The sequence below is a fragment of the Candidatus Palauibacter sp. genome, assembly GCF_965213655.1.
Classification (GTDB): Bacteria; Gemmatimonadota; Gemmatimonadetes; order Palauibacterales; family Palauibacteraceae; genus Palauibacter.
The window spans coordinates 66,158-84,475 of record NZ_CBDBZT010000001.1 but is presented as its reverse complement, the minus strand read 5'-3'; the positions used below and the strand labels follow the sequence as shown (position 1 = coordinate 84,475).

Genomic DNA, 18,318 nt, shown 5'->3' with positions numbered 1-18,318 from the left:
CGTGCCCGTGCGGATCGCTCCCGCCGGGGGCGGAGTGACGATAGAATCGGGCCGCAGGCGGTTCGACGCGAGGGGGAGGCTCGGAGGAGAAGAGTGAAGGGCAGGGAGATCGCAGAGGGGGTAAGGGGATGAGACGTCGCCGCCGGGCCGCGCGCCGATCACGATCGGCGGGTGCGAGGAAGCAAACCACGCCGCGCAAGCGGAGAAGCGTCCGCCGGACGCGGGCCTCGGGTCGCCGCCAGGGAACCAGGCGCGCCTGGACCGCCCTCATTCCGCGCCGGGCTCTGGTGCTCGCGGTCCTGATCCTCGGCGGTCTCGGGGGCGGCGTCGCGTGGCGCGGGTGGACACACCTGTGCGACGAGTGCCCGTCCATCGCCCAGATCTACGCCTTCGAAGCGAAGGAAGCGACGAAGCTGTATGCGGCGGACGGATCGCTTCTCGCCGAGCTCGCCATCGAGCGGCGGACCCCGATCCGGATGGAGGACCTTCCGCGGCACGTGTACAACGCCTTCCTCGCGGTGGAGGACAAGCGTTTCTGGGGACACGCCGGAGTGGATCTGCTTCGAACCACGCGGGCGTTCTTCGACTTCCTGGTCAGAGGGTACGGAGCCGCGGGCGGCAGTTCGATCACGCAGCAGCTCGCCGGCAACATGTTCGAGGCGTCGGTGGACCGGCGCGACATCAGCGTGCGCAGGAAGCTGCGCGAGATGCGGGTCGCGATCGATCTCGAGCGAGCCTACAGCAAGTGGGAGATCCTCGAGGCCTACCTCAACCAGATCAACTTCGACGGGGTGTTCGGGGTCCAGGCGGCGGCGGAGCGCTACTTCGGAAAGACCGCAGCGCAGCTCAATCTGCCCGAGGCGGCGCTGCTCGCGGCCATCCCGCGAAACCCCGCCGGGTACAACCCGATCCGCCGCCCCGAGCGCGCCATCGGGCGGCGAAATCTCGTCCTCGAACTGATGGCGGCCCAGGGACTCGTGAGCATCGAGGACGCCGAGGCGGCGAAGGCGTATCCGCTGGAACTCGCGCGCGGGGCACGCATCGAGCAGGACGCGCCCTACTTCGTCGAGTGGGTGCGGCAGCGCCTCTACGACCGGTACGGAACCGACATCTATGAGAAGGGGTTCCGCGTCTACACGACGCTCGACCCGGATCTCCAGGCGGTCGCGGATTCCGCGCTGCTCGCCCAGCTGGAATGGGTGGACCGGCACCCGGCGTATTCCGGTGTCACCTTCGAGGAAGTGCGGGCGTGGCCGCCGGACAGCCTGTACCAGGTGAGCCGCGGGGGCGCGGAGATGCCGTACGTGCAGGGGATGTTCATCGCGCTCGACGCGGCGACCGGCGACGTGCGGGCCATGAGCGGGGGCCGCGATTTCGGTGATTCCGAGTTCAACCGCGCGACCCAGGCCCTCCGCCAGCCGGGATCCGTGTTCAAGCCGTTCGTCTACGCGACAGCCATCGCCTCGGGCATCCCCGCTTCGGAGATCATCCATGATCAGCCGTACTACCTCGAGAACGTGGGTGGCGACCCTTACGCCCCGCGCAACTTCGACGAGGACTTCAAGGGCCCGCTGACCCTCCGCCGAGCCCTCGCCCGGTCGATCAACGTCGTGGCGGTCAAGCTCGGGCAGCGGGTCGGCGAGGAGTCGTTCGCGCAGCTGGCCGAGCGCATGGGGATCTCGTCTACTGTTCCCCGGGTGCCGTCGGCGGCCATCGGATCGATGGATGTCCGTCCTATCGAGATCGCGACCGCCTACTCCACATTCGCGAACCTGGGCGTGAGGGTCTCGCCGCGGTCCATCCTCCGCGTGGAGAGCAAGGACGGCCGCGTCCTGTTCGAGAGCCGCGTGCAGCGCGAGCGCGTGCTGGAGCCGGATATCGCCTGGATCGCCCAATCCATGCTCCGCGATGCGGTGGACCAGGGGACGGGAACGCTGGCCGTGAGATCCCGCTACGCGATTCCGTACACCATCCCGGTGGGGGGCAAGACGGGGACGACGAACGACGCCACGAACACCTGGTTCGTCGGATTCACGCCGGACCTTGTGACCGCGACCTGGGTCGGGCTCGACCGGCCCCGGCGCATCTATCGAGGCGCCACCGGGGGAGGCACAGCGGCGCCGGTCGGGGCGGCGGTGCTGGCGCACTACTACGAGACGCACGAACACCCGGACGCCTGGGAACGGCCGCCCGGCCTCATCGAGCGGACGGTGGACGAGACCACGGGCCTGCTGTCCACGCGCTGGTGTCCGATCGAATCCAGATACGTGGAGATCTACCTCGAAGGGACGGAGCCGACCGAGACGTGCGACGCGCACGGTCCATGGAGCACGCAGGCGCCCGTGCGCCGGGACTTCGACCCGCACTAGTCGCCGGAATTTCGACTCTAACCAGTGTAGTGCCGCCACGGAACAGCCGCTGGCGGCCAATCGTTCAGGCGATCCGCTCCAGAATCAGCGGTTGTGGCGCGGGGGGCTCGGGCGAGAGCCGGATCGCGTCCGCGAGGCGGTGCCCGGCCGTTGCGGCGCTCGCCGAGTCCGCCGCATGCACAGTGAGTAGCCGTTCGCCTTCGGCAACCTCGTCCCCCGTAGTGCGGTGAAACTCGAACCCCACCCGCGGATCGACCGCATCTTCGGCGCGACGGCGACCGGCCCCGAGTTCCACCGAGGCCATACCCACCTTGCGCGCGTGGACGTCGAGCCAGCCGGAGCCGGGCGATCGGAAGGGTTCGCGAACGGGAGCCGAGGGGAGGCGGCCGGGGTCGTCGACCACGCCCGGGTCTCCGCCCTGGACCTCGATCAGGCGCACGAAGCGCTCGAGCGCGGTCCCGCTGTCCAGGATCGCTCCGAGTTCCGCGGCGGCGGCTTCCGCATGGGGTGCGCAGCCGGCGGAGACATGCAACTCTGCGCTCAGCGCGAGCGTGACTTCGCGTAGATCCGCGGGTCCTTCTCCTCTCAGAGTATCGATCGCCTCGCGCACTTCCAGCGCGTTGCCGACAGTGCGGCCCAGGGGGGTGTCCATCGCGGTGAGGAGCGCGCTCGTCCGCACTCCCTCGGCAGCGGCGAGGTCGACCATGGTGCGCGCCAGTGCGCGCGCCTGCTCCCGGTCGGTCATGAAGGCGCCGCGCCCGCACTTCACGTCCAGCACGAGCGCGCCGATCCCTTCCGCCACCTTCTTGGACACGATCGAGGCCGCAATCAGGGCCGGAGAGGGAACGGTCCCCGTCACATCCCTGAGCGCATACAACCGTCCATCGAGCGGCGCGATTTCCTTCGTCTGGCCGATCATCGCGCAGCCGACCTCGCGCAGGATGGCCCGGAAACGGTCCAGCTCCACGGACACGCAGAAGCCCGGGATCGCCTCGAGCTTGTCCAGCGTCCCGCCGGTATGCCCGAGACCGCGGCCGGACATCATGGGGACGCGAAGTCCGGCTTCGGCCAGGAGGGGCGCCAGAACGAGCGAGACCTTGTCGCCCACGCCGCCCGTCGAATGCTTGTCGACGGCCGGTGGACCGTCTTTCGCAAACCGGAGTCGCGCGCCGGATTCGATGGTCTCATGAAGGAGTACGGAGAGCTCGGCGGAATCGAGCCCGCGGATGAACGCGGCCATCAGGAAGGCGGACATCTGGTATTCGGCGACGCCGCCTTCGAGATACCCGCGCAGAAAGGCCGCGAGTTCGTCTGGGGAGAGCCGCCCGCCGTCCCGCTTCTTCTCCAGGATCCGGGTGGGGAGCATGGGCGGCAACCTTGTCCAGGGTGGGCCCCATGTCTAGCTTTTTTCGCGATGAGCTCCTCCACGCAGGACCCTTCCGTGATCCTCCCGAGGTCGGTCCTCTCGGGTCTTTTTCACCGCTGCGCGAGCCTGGGCGATGCAGGCGTTGCGGCGCTGAAGGAGGCGGGGGACCGGACCGGCGGCGCTGCCGTCTCGCTGCTCGGCGATGCGCCGGACGCGCTTCCGGCAGCCAGGTTCTGGGCTCTGCTGGACGAGATTCTCCGCAAGGCAGGCCTCGGTTCGGTGGCCTTCAAGCCGGGAGGAGCGGCTTCCGCGGCCATCGCCTGGCGCGACTCGGCCGAGGCCGCGGAAGGCTCGACGGGAGAGGCCAGCGGTGCGCGGTGCCACTTCGCGACCGGGCTTCTGCGCGGGGTATTGAGCCGCCTGGCGGGCCGCGTGGTGGAGGTCGCCGAGGTGCGCTGCGGTGGCGGCACGGAACCCTGCTGGTTCCTGATCGGATCCGTCGAGACGATGCAACGGGTGCAGGCCGGCGGCCTCTCGGCTACCGGGAGCGGGGAGCACTGAACATGCCCCGCAGTCGCGTGATGGCGCTCGACTACGGCCGGCGGCGCATCGGCGTGGCCGTCACGGACCCGACCCGGACGATCGCGGCGCCCCGTGGCGTGGTTGAGCGACCGAACCGGCGGGCTCCGGCGACCGCGGTCCCGGGCGCGCTGACCGACCTCGTGGCGGAACTGGAACCCGCCGCGATCGTCGTGGGCATCCCTTTCTCCATGGATGGGACCGCGGGCGAGATGGCCGAAGAGGTGCGGGCTTTTGCCCGGGCCCTGGAGGCAGCAACGGGCGTGCGGATCATCGAGTGGGATGAACGGCTCTCAACCGCACGGGCGGAACGAGAGATCCTCGGCATGGATTTGCCTCGAGGCCGGCGGCAGCAGAAGGGCCGGACGGACGAAATGGCCGCATCGCTGATGCTCTCCGCCTATCTGCGCAGCGTCCCGACCGGCGCAGGAGTACCTCGGGGCTCATGAAGCGCCAGCCGAAGGGTACGCGCATTCGCCTGCTCCTCGCCGCCTTCGCCGCCGCCACGCCGGTCGCGTACGGCTTCTTCTGGAGCGAGGTTCGGGGCCGCGGGACACCGGATGGGTCGAGCATCGAGGTTCGCGTACCCGAGGGCGCGACGTCGCTCGAGGTCGCCGGCGTACTCGCGGCGGAGGGGTTCATCTTCCGTCCCCGAGTCTTCGACGCGTACGTGCGTCTCAAGGGCCAGGGGCGGCAGTTGAAGGCCGGCCGCTACGAAATTCCGAGGGGCGCGTCGTACAGCTATCTGCTCAAGGTGCTCCAAACCGGATCGGTCGTTACGACGCCCCTGACGATCCCGGAGGGCCTTCGGGTCCCGCAGGTGGCGGAGCGCCTGGCCGCCTATGTCGGCGACTCGACTGCGACCGTCCTCGCATGGCTGACGGATCCGAAGCGGATCGGAGAGCTGGGCGTGCCGGGCCCCACGATCGAAGGATACCTGTTCCCGGAGACGTATCGCTTCGCCGAGGGTGTCGGTATCCCGGTCATCGTCCGGGCGATGGTCGGACGATACAAGGCCTTCTGGGGAACCGAGGAGCGAGCTCGGGCCGCCGCGCTCGGCCTCGACGAGCGGGAGATCGTGACGCTCGCGAGCATTGTCGAGAAGGAAGTCCGGTGGGGCGAGGAGCGTCCGGTAGTCGCGGGGGTCTACTGGAACCGCCTCGAGCGCGACATGCTGCTGCAGGCGGACCCCACCGTGCAGTACGCCCTCGGTGAGCCGCGCGCGCGCCTGCTCTATCGGGGCATCGATTCCGTAGCCGACCACCCCTACAACACGTACACGCAGCCGGGACTGCCGCCCGGACCCATCGCTTCGCCGGGCGCGGCCTCGCTGCACGCCGCCCTCCACCCTGCCGACCACGACTACATCTTCTTTGTGGCGCGCAACGACGGATCGCACGAATTCAGCCGGACCCTGCGCGAGCACAACAACGCGAGAAACCGGATCCGCCTCGCCCGCGAGTCGGCCGAACGCTAGGACGACGTGCCCATGCCCGGCGTGGCCATGCCGGATGGCTGGCCGGATGGCTGGCCTCTATTGGTGATCACGCACCCTCGGCCTGCCTGCGGCCGTCCGCTCGAGCGCGTCGTGGCGGAATGCGTGGACGCCGGCGCGCCCGCCGTTCAGTTGCGGGACAAGGCCGCGGACAGCCGCGCCCTCACCGCGTGCGCCGCCCGCCTCCGAGCCATCACGGAGTCCGCAGGCGCCACGCTGATCGTGAACGACCGCCTCGACATCGCCCTGGCGGTCGGCGCCGACGGCGTCCACCTGGGACCGGATGACCTCCCGGTCCCAGCCGCCCGTGCCATCGCCCCGCCGGACTTCATCATCGGCTACTCCACCGATGATCCCGACGAAGCCCGTCGCGCCGTAGACGCCGGAGCGGACTACCTGGGCGTCGGTGCCGTGTACGGGACCCGCTCCAAGCCCGGCCTCGCCGACGAAGCGATCGGCCCCGACCGAGTCCGACACGTCCGCAAGGCCAGCGGCCTCCCCTGCCTCGGAATCGGCGGCATCACTCTGCAAAACGCCCCGGAGGTGCTCGAAACCGGCGCCGGCGTCGCCGTCCTCTCCACCGTAATGACCGCGCCAGAGCCGGGGGCAGTGGTGCGACAGCTGCTCCGTATCGCTCGCGGAGGATGAGGGTGTCGGCGCTCGCTTGCTGGTGAACGCCGCGGCCGTGCCGAGCGTGCGGGGAGCACTCCGTCGCGGGGCGGCACTGGCGTACCGGGACCAGATGCGCGGGCGTTCAAGGCTGGCGCCAGCGCCGACACCCTCATCCTCCGCGGCATCACCGCAACCATCTCGCTCCCCGGCCGCGCACCACCCACCACGCCCCGCGCCTGCCACCCCCCCCCCCCGCTCTGCGACGACGTGCTCCCCGCCCGCTCAGCATGGCCTGCACTGCCACCCATCCCATCGGCGACGGAATGGGCGAGGGGGGCGTCGGCGGTTGCGCAAGCCTTGAACGCCTGCCACCTCGCCCGCTCTGCGAACCGCCGCCCCGCGACGAGATGCACCCCGGCCACTCAGCACGGCCTGCACTCCCACCCATCCCATCGGCGACGGAGTGGGCGAGGGGGGCGACGGAGTGGGCGAGGGGGGCGTCGGCGGTTGCGCCAGCCTTGAACGCCTGCCACCCCGCCCGCTCTGCGAACCGCCCCCCCGCGACGAGCTGCTCCCCGGCCACTCAGCATGGCCTGCACTGCCACCCATCCCATCGACGACGGGGTGGGCGAGGGGGGCGTCGGCGGTTGCGCCAGCCTTGAACGCCTGCCACCCCGCCCGCTCTGCGAACCCCCCGCCCCGCGACGAGCTGCTCCCCGGCCACTCAGCATGGCCGCGGCCGTTCACCAGCAAGCAACCGCCGACGCCCCCCTCGCCCACCCCCACCTCGATGCAGAAAACGCCTCGCATCCGCAACGGACACGAGGCGTTTCTGCAAACAAGTCGCCGGCAGCGACCTACTCTCCCAGGGCGTCCCCGCCCAAGTACCATCGGCGCTGAGGGGCTTAACTGCTGGGTTCGGGATGGGACCAGGTGTTTCCCCCTCGCTAAAGCCGCCGGCAAATCTGCGATCCGGCTAACGAGTCGAGTGCAGGGCGATCGAGCGCGCTGAAGCGCTTATCGACCATATGTAAAGAATGGATCAAGCCTCACGGACGATTAGTACGGCTCGGCTGAGGCGCTCGCACGCCTTACACCTGCCGCCTATCAACGCAGTCGTCTCCTGCGGTCCTTCAGGCACCTTGTGGTGCGGGAGATCTCATCTTGAAGTAGGCTTCCCACTTAGATGCTTTCAGCGGTTATCCCTTCGCGACATAGCTACCCTGCGATGCCCCTGGCGGGACAACAGGTACACCAGCGGTCACTCCACTCCGGTCCTCTCGTACTAGGAGCGGCTCTCCTCAAATCTCCAACGCCCACGGCGGATACAGACCGAACTGTCTCACGACGTTCTAAACCCAGCTCGCGTACCGCTTTAACGGGCGAACAGCCCGACCCTTGGGACCTTCTCCGGCCCCAGGATGCGATGAGCCGACATCGAGGTGCCAAACCGCCCCGTCTATGTGAACTATCGGGGGCGATAAGCCTGTTATCCCCGGCGTACCTTTTATCCGTTGAGCGACGGCCTTTCCACACAGAACCGCCGGATCACTAAGGCCTGCTTTCGCATCTGCTCGACCTGTCGGTCTCGCAGTTAAGCTCCCTTATGCCTTTGCACTCTTCGCGCGATTGCCGACCGCGCTGAGGGAACCTTTGCGCGCCTCCGTTACCTTTTGGGAGGCGACCGCCCCAGTCAAACTACCCGCCTGACACTGTCCCCAGACCGGCTTCACGGCCCAAGGTTAGAATCCAGACATCGCAAGGGTGGTATTTCACTAATGGCTCCACAGAACCTGGCGGCCCTGTTTCAATGCCTCCCACCTATCCTACACAGACGGTGCCCGAACCCAATATCAGGTTGTAGTAAAGGTGCACGGGGTCTTTTTGTCCTGCCGCGGGTACTCGGTATCCTCACCGAGACTCCAATTTCGCCGAGCTCTTGGTTGAGACAGTGCCCAAGTCGTTACGCCATTCGTGCAGGTCGGAACTTACCCGACAAGGAATTTCGCTACCTTAGGACCGTTATAGTTACGGCCGCCGTTTACCGGGGCTTCATTTCAGAGCTTCGCCGAAGCTAACCCTTCCATTTAACCTTCCGGCACCGGGCAGGCGTCAGTGCCTATACGTCGTCTTGACGACTTTGCAGACACCTATGTTTTTACTAAACAGTCGCTTGGGCCGATTCTCTGCGGCCGGGTTCGGCTCTCCTGCGCAAGGCAGGGTCACCTACCACCGGCTCCCCTTCTCCCGAAGTTACGGGGACATTTTGCCGAGTTCCTTAACCAAGACTCACTCGAGCGCCTGAGGCTACTCGCCTCGCCCACCTGTGTCGGTTTGCGGTACGGTCACACGTACTCCTCGTTCACGAAGCTTTTCTTGGCAGTACGATTACGGTCCCTTAGCGAAGTCCGAAGACTTCTTCGGCATCGGATCTCGGCTTCACCAGGCGGATTTGCCTACCCGGAAACGCCTACCTCCTTACATCGTTCATGTCCATTGAAACGACGGACCTTTCACCTCTGCGTCCCTCCGCGAACTCAAGCGCAGTACCGTGTGGTACGGGAATGTTGACCCGTTTTCCATCGGTTACGCCTTTCGGCCTCACCTTAGGGGCCGACTAACCCTGAGCTGATTGGCATGGCTCAGGAAACCTTGGGCTTACGGCGACAAGGGTTCTCACCTTGTTTATCGCGTACTCATTCCGGCATTCTCACTTGCCTGCGCTCCACGGGTAGCCTTCCGGCCCCGCTTCACTGCTCAGGCAACGCTCCCCTACCCCACGCGCAGATGCGCGCAGCCTTAGCTTCGGTGGCTAGCTTGAGTCCCGACCATTATCGGCGCAGACCCGCTTGACTGGTGAGCTATTACGCACTCTTTCAAGGATGGCTGCTTCTAAGCCAACCTCCCAGTTGTCTCCGCAAATCCACCACCTTTGTCACTTAGCTAGCACTTGGGGACCTTAGCTGAAGGTCTGGGCTCTTTCCCTCTCGCGCACGAACATTATCGCACGTGCACTTCCTCCCTGAGACCAACTAACGGGCATTCGGAGTTTAGTAGGGGTTGGTACCCGGTTTAGGGCCCTAGCCCTTCCAGTGCTCTACCTCCCGCAGTCTACACTCAGAGGCGATACCTAAATATCTTTCGGGGAGAACCAGCTATCTCCAGGTTTGATTGGCCTTTCACCCCTATCCACAGCTCATCCGAGCAGTTTTCAACCCACAACGGTTCGGTCCTCCACGAAGCATTACCCTCGCTTCAACCTGGCCATGGATAGATCACTCTGGTTTCGGGTCTGTCCCCAGCAACTTTACGCCCAGTTAAGACTCGCTTTCGCTTCGGCTCCGCCGCAGAACGGCTTAACCTCGCTACTGAGGAACAACTCGCCGGATCATAATGCAAAAGGCACGCGGTCACCCGACAGCTCTCACGAAGAGAGAATCGAGCTCCCACCGCTTGTAGGCACACGGTTTCAGGATCTGTTTCACCCGCCTCCCGGCGTACTTTTCATCTTTCCCTCACGGTACTCGTTCACTATCGGTCACGGACGTGTATTTAGCCTTGGCAGGTGGTCCTGCCGGATTCAATCGGGATTTCACGTGTCCCGACCTACTCAGGAATGGTTCCGAGATCGTAACGTCGGCTTCGCCTACGGGGCTGTCACCCTCTTCGGCTTGGCTTTCCAGACGGATTCGACTCACCGCCGCACGACGCTCCGAGAGCCGGCAGACTCTCACGAACCACCCTGCAACACCATGGAAGCAACGGCTGCCGCCTTGACACCTCCATGGTTTGGGCTCTTCCCCGTTCGCTCGCCGCTACTAAGGGAATCACGGTTGTTTTCTCTTCCTCGAGGTACTTAGATGTTTCAGTTCCCTCGGTTCGCTTCCCAACGCCTATGTATTCAGCGTAGGGATGACCGGGCATCACCCCGGCCGGGTTTCCCCATTCGGAAATCCAGGGATCAAAGCCTGCTTGCAGCTCCCCCTGGCTTATCGCAGCTTGCCACGTCCTTCATCGCCAGTCCGTACCTAGACATCCACCCTGTGCCCTTACTCGCTTGATCCATCTTTGTTGACGGCATCAAGCACCTCAGACGCACTCGGCGCCCAGCACTCTCACTCGCTACCAGATTTGTCAAAAAAGCGGATCCCCGCAAAACGCCCCAAGGCGCGCGCGGGGAAGACGGGGAACATAGGGTCGAGCCAAGGGCTCGTCAAGCACCCGGGAAACCCGGGAAAGGGTTCAGCTTTCGGTCGCCGCTTCCACCTCTTCGGCGAGGACCGCGACCGTGTTGTCGAGCACCTGCAGAAAGCCCCGGGCGACCCGGAAATGACGGGGACCATCGTCCGTACGTATGCGAAGCAGACCCTCCCCGAGGAGCACGACCATCGGCGCGTGCCCGTACAGGATCCCTAGCTCCCCGTCGTGCGCGGGGGCGACGATCGACGTCGCCGGACCGGAAAAGGCGGCGGCGGACGGCGAGATCACCGTCACCTCGAGACGCCGCCCACCCGGGACACCGGTCGCCGTCATGCGGCCTCGGCCTCCAGCCTCTTCGCCTGTTCGATCGCGTCCTCGATCCCGCCGACCATGTAGAACGCCTGCTCGGGCAGGTGGTCGAACTCGCCTTCCACCATGCGCTCGAACGATTCGATCGTGGTCTCGAGCGGGACGTAGCGGCCCGGGATGCCGGTGAACTGTTCGGCCACATGGAAGGGCTGCGAGAGGAACTTCTGGATCCGGCGCGCCCGGTTCACGATGACCTTGTCTTCCTCGGAGAGTTCGTCCATCCCGAGGATCGCGATGATGTCCTGCAGGTCCTTGTAGCGCTGCAGGGTGCGCTGGACGGCGGTGGCCACCCGGTAGTGGCGCTCGCCGAGGAACTGCTCGCTGAGGATGCGGCTGCTCGAGTCCAGCGGGTCGACCGCCGGGTAGATGCCGAGTTCGGCGATCTGTCGCGAGAGAACGGTCTGCGAGTCGAGGTGCGTGAAGGCTGCCGCCGGCGCCGGATCGGTGAGGTCGTCGGCAGGAACGTAGATCGCCTGCACCGACGTGATCGAACCGCGGGTCGTCGAGGTGATGCGCTCCTGGAGGTTGCCCATCTCCGTGGCGAGCGTCGGCTGATAACCCACCGCGCTCGGCATGCGGCCGAGTAGTGCGGACACCTCGGACCCCGCCTGGCTGAAGCGGAAGATGTTGTCGATGAAGAGGAGAACGTCGAGACCTTCGACATCGCGGAAATACTCCGCCACGGTGAGGCCGGTGAGGCCGACGCGGAGGCGCGCGCCCGGCGGCTCGTTCATCTGTCCGTAGATGAGCGCCGTCGAATCGATGACGCCCGACTCCTTCATCTCGAGCCAGAGATCGTTCCCCTCGCGGGTCCGCTCTCCGACACCGCAGAAGACGGACCGGCCGCCGTGCTCCTGGGCGATGTTGTTGATGAGTTCCATGATGATGACGGTCTTGCCGACGCCGGCCCCGCCGAAGAGACCCGTCTTGCCGCCCTTCACGTACGGGGCGATGAGGTCCACGACCTTGATCCCGGTGACGAAGATCTCCGTCTTCGGCTCCAGGTTCTGGAGGGCGGGCGACTTCCGGTGGATGGGCCAGCGCTCGGTCGCCTCGACCGGCCCCAGTTCGTCCACGGGCTCGCCGAGGACGTTGAGGATACGGCCCAGCGACGCCTCGCCGACGGGCGCCGAGATCGGCTGCCCCGTGTCCGCGACCTCCATGCCGCGGGTCACGCCGTCCGTCGCGTCCATGGCGACGGCGCGCACCTGGTTGCGTCCGATGTGCTGCGCCACCTCGCAGACGAGATCGTGCACGGTACCGTCATCGTCCTCCCAGGAGAGGGAGAGCGCGTTGTAGATCTTCGGCAGATGTTCCGGCTCGAACTCGGCGTCGATCGTGGGTCCGATGACCTGCACGACCTTGCCGACGCCTCGTTCCGTCGATCCTTCAGACATGTCTGAGCCTCATGGCTATTGGTTCGTGAGCGGCGTCGCCGCCCCGTGTTTGTTATCCGTCCAGCGCGTCCGCGCCGCCGATGATTTCCGCAATCTGATTCGTGATCTCGGCCTGCCGGGCGCGGTTGTACGTCCGCCGCAGGTTGTCGAGGAAATCGTTCGCGTTGTCCGTCGCCGACTTCATCGCCGTGCGGCGGGCCGCCTGCTCCGCCGCCGCCGTCTCCAGCAGCGCGCTGTACGTCGAGTTGGTGATGTAGAGCGGCAGGAGATGATCGAGGATCCCTTCCTCGGAGGGGTCGAGGATGTAGAAGGGCTGCGGACCCTTTCGTGCCTCGCCCACCCCGACCGGCAGGATCTGCCGGACGGCAGGCGGCGTGCTCACCATGTTCCGGAACTCCGCGAACACGAGCCGCACGGCGTCCAGTTCGCCCGCCACGAAGCGGGCGGCCAGGTCGTCGATCAGGCTCCGCGCATCGTCCACCGCCGGAGGGTCCCCGAGGTCGTTGCGGGTCTGCGTCATCCCTACGCCGCGGAAGCGGAAGTACGAGATCCCCTTGTTCCCGTAGACGTGGAACTCCACCTCGGCCCCCGCCTCGTCCAGCTCGCGGAACTGCGCCTGCGCGGTGCGTATGAGATTCGTGTTGAAGGCGCCGCACAGTCCCCGATTACTCGTCAGGAGGACGAGCGCGGCCCGCTCGATGCGGCCGGGCTGCCGCAGCAGGGGCTGGGACTCCGCCAGGTCCGGGGTGGCGAGCCGGGCGATCATGTCCATGAGTTGCGCCGAATAGGGACGCGCACGGATGACCCGCCCCTGCGCCTGCGCCAGCTTGGCGGTCGCGACCATTTCCATGGTGCGCGTGATCTTCTTCGTGCTGTCGACGGATTTCATCCGCCGATAGATGTCCCTCGACTTGCTCATGCCGCGGCGTCCGCAGCGTCCCCTCGGGAGGCGCCGTCGTGGGCGAAGATGTCGGAATAGGAGTCGATGGCCTCGCGGAGCGCGGCTTCGATCTCGTCCGACATCACCCTCTCATCCCGGATCGCCTGACCGACCTCCGGATGGTTCGTGCTCATGTAGTCGAGGAAACCGACCTCCCAGCCGCGGAGGCGTGACACGTCGAGGTCGTCGAGGTGCCCCTGCGTGGCCGCGAAGATCACCATCACCTGCTCCTCGACCGGCATCGGCTCGTACTGTCCCTGCTTCAGGATCTCGACCGTGCGCCGGCCCCGGTCCAGCTGGCGCTGCGTCGCCGCGTCCAGTTCCGTGCCGAACTGCGCGAAAGCTTCGATCTCACGGAACTGCGCCAGGTCCAGGCGCAGCCGTCCGGCAACCTTTTTCATGGCCTTGATCTGTGCGTTTCCGCCCACGCGCGAGACCGAGATCCCCACGTTCACCGCCGGGCGCACGCCCGAGTAGAAGAGATCGGTCTCGAGGAAGATCTGGCCGTCGGTGATCGAGATCACGTTCGTCGGGATGTAGGCCGACACGTCACCCGCCGCCGTCTGGATGATGGGGAGCGCGGTCAGCGAACCGCCCGGCTTCTTGATGTCCGGGTGGCCGGCGATGGCGTCCGCATCGTTGCTGATCTTCGCCGCCCGCTCGAGCAGGCGGCTGTGCAGATAGAAGACGTCCCCGGGATACGCCTCGCGCCCCGGCGGACGCCGCAGGATGAGCGAGGCCTCGCGGTAGGCGTCGGCCTGCTTCGTGAGGTCGTCGTAGATGACGAGGACCGCCTTCCCCTCCTCGTACATGAAGTACTCGCCGATCGCGCAGGCGGCGTACGGGGCCATGAACTGCATCGGCGCGGGGTCCGCGGCGTTCGCGGCCACCACGACCGTGTAGTCGAGCGCGCCCTCCTCGCGCAGCCGCTCGACGATCCCGGCGACCGTCGAACCCTTCTGCCCGATCGCGCAGTAGACGCAGATGACGTCCTCGCCCTTCTGGTTGATGATGGCGTCGATCGCCACCGCCGTCTTGCCCGTGCCGCGGTCTCCGATGATCAGTTCGCGCTGGCCGCGGCCGATCGGGATCATCGAGTCGATCGCCTTGAGCCCCGTCTGCAGCGGCTCGTTCACGGGCTGCCGGTACACGATGCCGGGCGCCTTTCGGTCGACCTTCATGTAGGTCACGGTCTCGATCGGCCCGCGGCCATCGCTCGGCTCTCCCAGCGTGTCCACGACGCGGCCGAGAATGTCCGGGCCGACGGGCACGGAGAGGACGCGGCCGGTGCGGCGCACGGGATCGCCCTCCTTCAGGGCCAGGTAGTCGCCGAGGATCACGGCGCCGATGTTGTCTTCCTCGAGGTTGGAGGCGAGACCGATCACCGAGATCCCGCTGTCGCGGGACGTGATCTCGAGCATCTCGTTGGCGACGCACGTCGAGAGACCCCAGATGCGGGCCACGCCGTCCTTCACCTCGAGAACCTCGCCCACCTCCTCGACGCGGAGTTCCTCCTCGTAGCGGTCGATCTGCTCGAGCAGGGCCTTCTTGATCTCGCTCGCTCGAAGAGTGCTATCGGAAACTGTCATCTTCTTCTCTTCTCTATTCTCGGTACCGACCGTCTCGGTACAAGACCGTCTCAGTACAGTTCGCGCCGCATCTGCTCGAGTTGCCGCCGCAGCGAGGCGTCCAGCAACTCGTCGCCGACGCGGATGATCACGCCGCCCAGAATCCTCGGATCCTCGTGGAACTCGGGGACGACTTCCCGCTGGAAGCGCCGCTCCAGCGCCGAGACCACCTCGCCCCGGACACCGTCATCGGCTTCGAAGGGCAGCGTCACCGTGGCGCGGACCCGCCCCGCCCTCTCGTCCAGAAGATCGCGGTAGGCGCGGGCGATCCCCGGGAGGGCCCGCTGCCGATGGCGATCCAAAATGACGAGCAGGAAGCGGACGAAGAGGTCCGGCGCCCTTCCCGAAAGGGCCGCCTGGAGCGCCTCCTTCTTCTCGAACAGCGACACGGCGGGCACTTCCAGAAAACGCTGAAAGTCGGGCACGTTCGTGTACAGGTCGCCGATCTCCTCGATCAGGCGCCCGTACTCCGCCTCGCTCCCGTCCCGCGCCGCGAGTTCGAACAGAGTCGCGGCGTAGTTTCGGGCCACCGCCGAAGCGCTCATCGCTCCGTCACCGGTCCTCGGGCCATCACACTAGATGTCCGACACGAATTCGTGCACGAGACGCCGGTTCTCATCGGCGTCCAGCCGCGCCCGGATCAGGCGTTCGGACGCGGCCAGAGCGAGATCCACCGCATCCCGCCGGATCTCCTCGCGCAGCCGGTCCCGTTCCTGTCCGATCTCGCGCCTCGCGTCATCGAGCATCTGCGCCTGCTGCGCCCTCGCCTCCTCCAGAATCTCCTTCCGGAGACCGTCGGCATGCTTCCGGGCGTTCTCGAGCATCTCACGCGCCTCGCTGCGGGCCGCTTCCAGCGCGGCCTCCTGCTGCGAGAGCAGCCCTTTCGCCTCATCGCGCGCGGAGAGGGCATCGTCGATCGCGCCCTGGATCTTCTCGTGCCTCTGCTCGAGTCCGCCGGCGATGAGCGGGAAGACCCACTTCGCAAGGACGAGCAGCGTGAGCACGAACAGGGCTATGGTCCAGACGAAGAGCCCCAGGTTGAGCGAGAAGATTCCCGTCTCCGTCTGGGCCGCCAGCGCCAGCGGCGTAGCGAGCCCCCAGCAGCCGGCAACCCCGGCCGAACGCATCATCCGCGGATGAAGCCGGCGATCACGAGTCCGAACAGCGCCACACCCTCGATGAACACGGCGAGCACGATCGCGGCCGTCTGGATGGTCTGCGCCTCCTCGGGCTGGCGAGCCATCGCCTCCGTCATGCGCCCGCCGATGAGACCGATTCCGATTCCGGCTCCGAGCACGGAGAGCCCGCCCCCGACGATGGCGAGACCGATCGCCAGGCCATCTCCCGTCGACATGCCCTGCAGAAGCGTCAACATGTTAAGCATCGTTAGCTCCAGTTTCCTTTCTCTGTCGGGGGTTCGGACGACACCCCCCGTTCCGTCCGCGCCGCTCCGGCGCGGAAGTTGCCCGCGGACCCTCCCGGGTCAGTGCGCGTGGCGAATCAACCCGATGAACACCGAGACCAGCATCGCGAAGATGTACGCCTGAAGAAGCGCGATGAAGATCTCCAGCATCATCACAAACAGCGCGAGGCCCATCGACCCCAGAATCGTCGCGGCTCCGACCGTCGTCCCGAACACTCCCTGGCCGACCATCGAGCCGTAGGTGAGGATGAGTCCCATGAAGGCGAGGATGACGAAGTGACCCGCCGTCATGTTGGCGAAGAGCCGGATCGCGAGTGCCATGATCTTCGAGAACTTCGCGATCAGTTCCACCGGGGCCATGATGAGCAGCGTCACCGGCTTCAGCGGCCCGGGCAGCCCCGGCGGCAGGAAGAAGATCGTCTTCGCGTATCCGACCGGACCGAGCGCCACGAACCCCGCGGTCTCGATCACGACGAGAGCGATGATGGCGAGCGCCGCCGTGACCATGATGTTCCCCGTCGCCGTCGCGCCGAAGGGGAGCAGGCCGAGCAGGTTCGCGTACAGGATGAAGAAGAAGAAGGTGATGACGAGGGGGACGAACCGCTCTCCCCCGCGGCCGATGTTGGCCATCACCACGTCATCCCTGAGGTACAGATAGAAGGCCTCGATCCCGTTGAGGATCCCGCCGGGCGCCTTCTCGCCCCCCTTGAGTCGCTCCGTCGAACGCGCGGCGATGAACATCGTGACGATCGTGAGAACGGCTGCAAACATCAGGAACAGGACGTGCTTCGTGATCGAGAGATCGACCTCGAGGCCGCCGATATTGAAGGAGGGGATTTCCGGAAGATGGACCTCGCCGAAGGGCCCGAACTCCCAGATGTTCGAGTCCACGACGTGGTGCATCATGACTTCGGTGCCCCACTCCTCGGCGTGCTCGCCCGCAGCGGCGGCTTCGCCGTGGTGTTCCTGGGCAGCCGCGGCCGCGGGAGCGGCGTGCTCTTGCACCCAGCCCGTGAGACTCCGCAGAGAGGCCATCGATCTATCGAACACCGGGTTCATCCGGTTGTGCGTTCCGTGTCGAGTTCATTTTCGTGTTCGTGCGCGCGAGCGCGAGCCACAACGCTTCCGTCCACAACAACACCATCATGGCCAGTGCGTAGGCGATCGGCAGGTCGGACGTCGCCGCCCCCATCCATGCCAGCCCGCCCGTCACGACCAGTCCTCCCGTACGGAGGCCAATCCCGCCCAGCCAGGCCCGGGTCGCCCGCCGTCCGGCCAGGAGCGCCCGGTTCAGCGGCCAGACCGCGACGACCTGAATCAGCCAGGCCGCGGCGATCCCCCATGTACGCTCCCCATCTGCCAGCCAGGCGGCCGCCGCCAACGACAGCCCCAGCGTACCCAACGCATAGGTCGGCGTACGCCGCGTCCAGCCGGCGGGAAGATTCTTCACGTCCTCCGGTCCGTGTCCCGGTCCGCGTCGGCGCCCGCAGAGCGTTCGCGCTGTGCCGCCAGCCGGCCGAACATGCTGTAGCAGCCTCCCGCGAACCCCGCGAACACGCCGAGGAGTACGAAGAGAGGCGCGGTCCCGAGACGGTTGTCGAGCCAGTTGCCGCCGACGGCGAGGAGCGCGATCGCCAGGCCCATCGCGATGCCGAGGCTCGCGAATTCCGAACCCGCCGCCTTCGCGTACCGGCGGCCGATACTGTCCTCTGGTTTCTCGGGGTCCGGCCGGTTCGTCGAACCGGGAGACGGCTGGCGCATGGGGTGACATCTCCGTCGTCAGAGCCTTCGCCCCGGACTGCTACCGACCGCTTGTGAAAAATTTCCCAAGCGCAATGTGTCCGCTTGTGAAAAATTTCGCAATGCCGGTTTCGCTTGACGCTGGGCAGAGAAGGCCTAGGTTGCTGCCACCATATTGAAGGCCTCTCGTCAACTCCGAA

General features: G+C 66.3%; 16 protein-coding genes and 2 rRNA genes. 5 read left to right on the top strand and 13 right to left on the bottom strand.

Going from position 1 to position 18,318, the window contains the following annotated elements; genetic code table 11:
- Positions 1-287 precede the first annotated feature (287 nt).
- Positions 288-2,369, top strand: coding sequence for a penicillin-binding protein 1A (locus ACOOGH_RS00420; RefSeq protein ID WP_420447037.1), 2,082 nt, complete (start codon positions 288-290; stop codon positions 2,367-2,369).
- A 64-nt stretch (positions 2,370-2,433) separates the two neighbouring features.
- Here ACOOGH_RS00420 and ACOOGH_RS00415 read toward each other — a convergent pair whose 3' ends face one another.
- Positions 2,434-3,735, bottom strand: coding sequence for a thymidine phosphorylase (locus tag ACOOGH_RS00415; RefSeq protein ID WP_420447036.1), 1,302 nt, complete (start codon positions 3,733-3,735; stop codon positions 2,434-2,436).
- A 75-nt stretch (positions 3,736-3,810) separates the two neighbouring features.
- Here ACOOGH_RS00415 and ACOOGH_RS00410 point away from each other — a divergent pair, with 75 nt between their 5' ends.
- The 4 genes from ACOOGH_RS00410 to thiE are packed head-to-tail and all read left to right on the top strand — an operon-like array spanning position 3,811 to position 6,457.
- Positions 3,811-4,296: a V4R domain-containing protein gene (locus ACOOGH_RS00410; protein WP_420447035.1), complete on the top strand. Its 486-nt coding sequence runs from the start codon at positions 3,811-3,813 to the stop codon at positions 4,294-4,296.
- A gap of 2 nt (positions 4,297-4,298) precedes the next feature.
- Positions 4,299-4,763 (top strand): Holliday junction resolvase RuvX, encoded by a 465-nt coding sequence (gene ruvX, locus ACOOGH_RS00405; RefSeq protein ID WP_420447034.1) that lies wholly within the window; start codon positions 4,299-4,301, stop codon positions 4,761-4,763.
- A complete protein-coding gene (gene mltG / locus ACOOGH_RS00400) occupies positions 4,760-5,791 on the top strand; it encodes an endolytic transglycosylase MltG (RefSeq protein ID WP_420447033.1) in 1,032 nt (343 codons plus the stop codon). The genes ruvX and mltG overlap by 4 nt, the downstream gene beginning before the upstream one ends.
- Positions 5,792-5,803: 12 nt before the next feature.
- On the top strand, positions 5,804-6,457 hold the full coding sequence (gene thiE, locus ACOOGH_RS00395) for a thiamine phosphate synthase (protein ID WP_420447032.1): 654 nt from the start codon (positions 5,804-5,806) through the stop codon (positions 6,455-6,457).
- A gap of 808 nt (positions 6,458-7,265) precedes the next feature.
- Here the strand turns inward: thiE and rrf are convergent.
- The 12 genes from rrf to ACOOGH_RS00335 form a co-directional block, all read right to left on the bottom strand.
- A 5S ribosomal RNA gene (gene rrf / locus ACOOGH_RS00390) occupies positions 7,266-7,382 on the bottom strand.
- Positions 7,383-7,459: 77 nt separating this feature from the next.
- Positions 7,460-10,484 (bottom strand): 23S ribosomal RNA (locus ACOOGH_RS00385).
- A 179-nt stretch (positions 10,485-10,663) separates the two neighbouring features.
- A complete protein-coding gene (gene atpC / locus ACOOGH_RS00380) occupies positions 10,664-10,954 on the bottom strand; it encodes an ATP synthase F1 subunit epsilon (RefSeq protein ID WP_420447031.1) in 291 nt (96 codons plus the stop codon).
- On the bottom strand, positions 10,951-12,387 hold the full coding sequence (gene atpD / locus ACOOGH_RS00375; RefSeq protein ID WP_420447030.1) for a F0F1 ATP synthase subunit beta: 1,437 nt from the start codon (positions 12,385-12,387) through the stop codon (positions 10,951-10,953). The genes atpC and atpD overlap by 4 nt, the downstream gene beginning before the upstream one ends.
- Before the next feature lie 52 nt (positions 12,388-12,439).
- Positions 12,440-13,306, bottom strand: a complete 867-nt coding sequence (gene atpG / locus ACOOGH_RS00370; RefSeq protein ID WP_420447029.1) for an ATP synthase F1 subunit gamma — start codon at positions 13,304-13,306, stop codon at positions 12,440-12,442.
- Entirely contained in the window at positions 13,303-14,916 is a 1,614-nt protein-coding gene (gene atpA, locus ACOOGH_RS00365) for a F0F1 ATP synthase subunit alpha (RefSeq protein WP_420447028.1), read from the bottom strand. The genes atpG and atpA overlap by 4 nt, the downstream gene beginning before the upstream one ends.
- 50 nt (positions 14,917-14,966) lie before the next feature.
- Positions 14,967-15,500 (bottom strand): ATP synthase F1 subunit delta, encoded by a 534-nt coding sequence (gene atpH, locus ACOOGH_RS00360; RefSeq protein WP_420447027.1) that lies wholly within the window; start codon positions 15,498-15,500, stop codon positions 14,967-14,969.
- Between the two features lie 30 nt (positions 15,501-15,530).
- Positions 15,531-16,085 carry a F0F1 ATP synthase subunit B gene (gene atpF / locus ACOOGH_RS00355; protein WP_420447026.1) on the bottom strand — a complete coding sequence of 185 codons (555 nt, stop codon included), beginning with the start codon at positions 16,083-16,085 and terminating at the stop codon, positions 15,531-15,533.
- Positions 16,082-16,330 carry an ATP synthase F0 subunit C gene (locus tag ACOOGH_RS00350; protein WP_420447025.1) on the bottom strand — a complete coding sequence of 83 codons (249 nt, stop codon included), beginning with the start codon at positions 16,328-16,330 and terminating at the stop codon, positions 16,082-16,084. Before ACOOGH_RS00350 ends, atpF begins: the two co-directional genes overlap by 4 nt.
- A 108-nt stretch (positions 16,331-16,438) precedes the next feature.
- The gene (gene atpB, locus ACOOGH_RS00345; RefSeq protein ID WP_420447024.1) at positions 16,439-17,428 is read right to left on the bottom strand and encodes a F0F1 ATP synthase subunit A; all 990 of its coding nucleotides are present in this window, start codon (positions 17,426-17,428) and stop codon (positions 16,439-16,441) included.
- Positions 17,418-17,828: a hypothetical protein gene (locus tag ACOOGH_RS00340; RefSeq protein ID WP_420447023.1), complete on the bottom strand. Its 411-nt coding sequence runs from the start codon at positions 17,826-17,828 to the stop codon at positions 17,418-17,420. The genes atpB and ACOOGH_RS00340 overlap by 11 nt, the downstream gene beginning before the upstream one ends.
- Positions 17,825-18,139, bottom strand: a complete 315-nt coding sequence (locus ACOOGH_RS00335; RefSeq protein WP_420447022.1) for an AtpZ/AtpI family protein — start codon at positions 18,137-18,139, stop codon at positions 17,825-17,827. The genes ACOOGH_RS00340 and ACOOGH_RS00335 overlap by 4 nt, the downstream gene beginning before the upstream one ends.
- Positions 18,140-18,318: the final 179 nt, after the last annotated feature.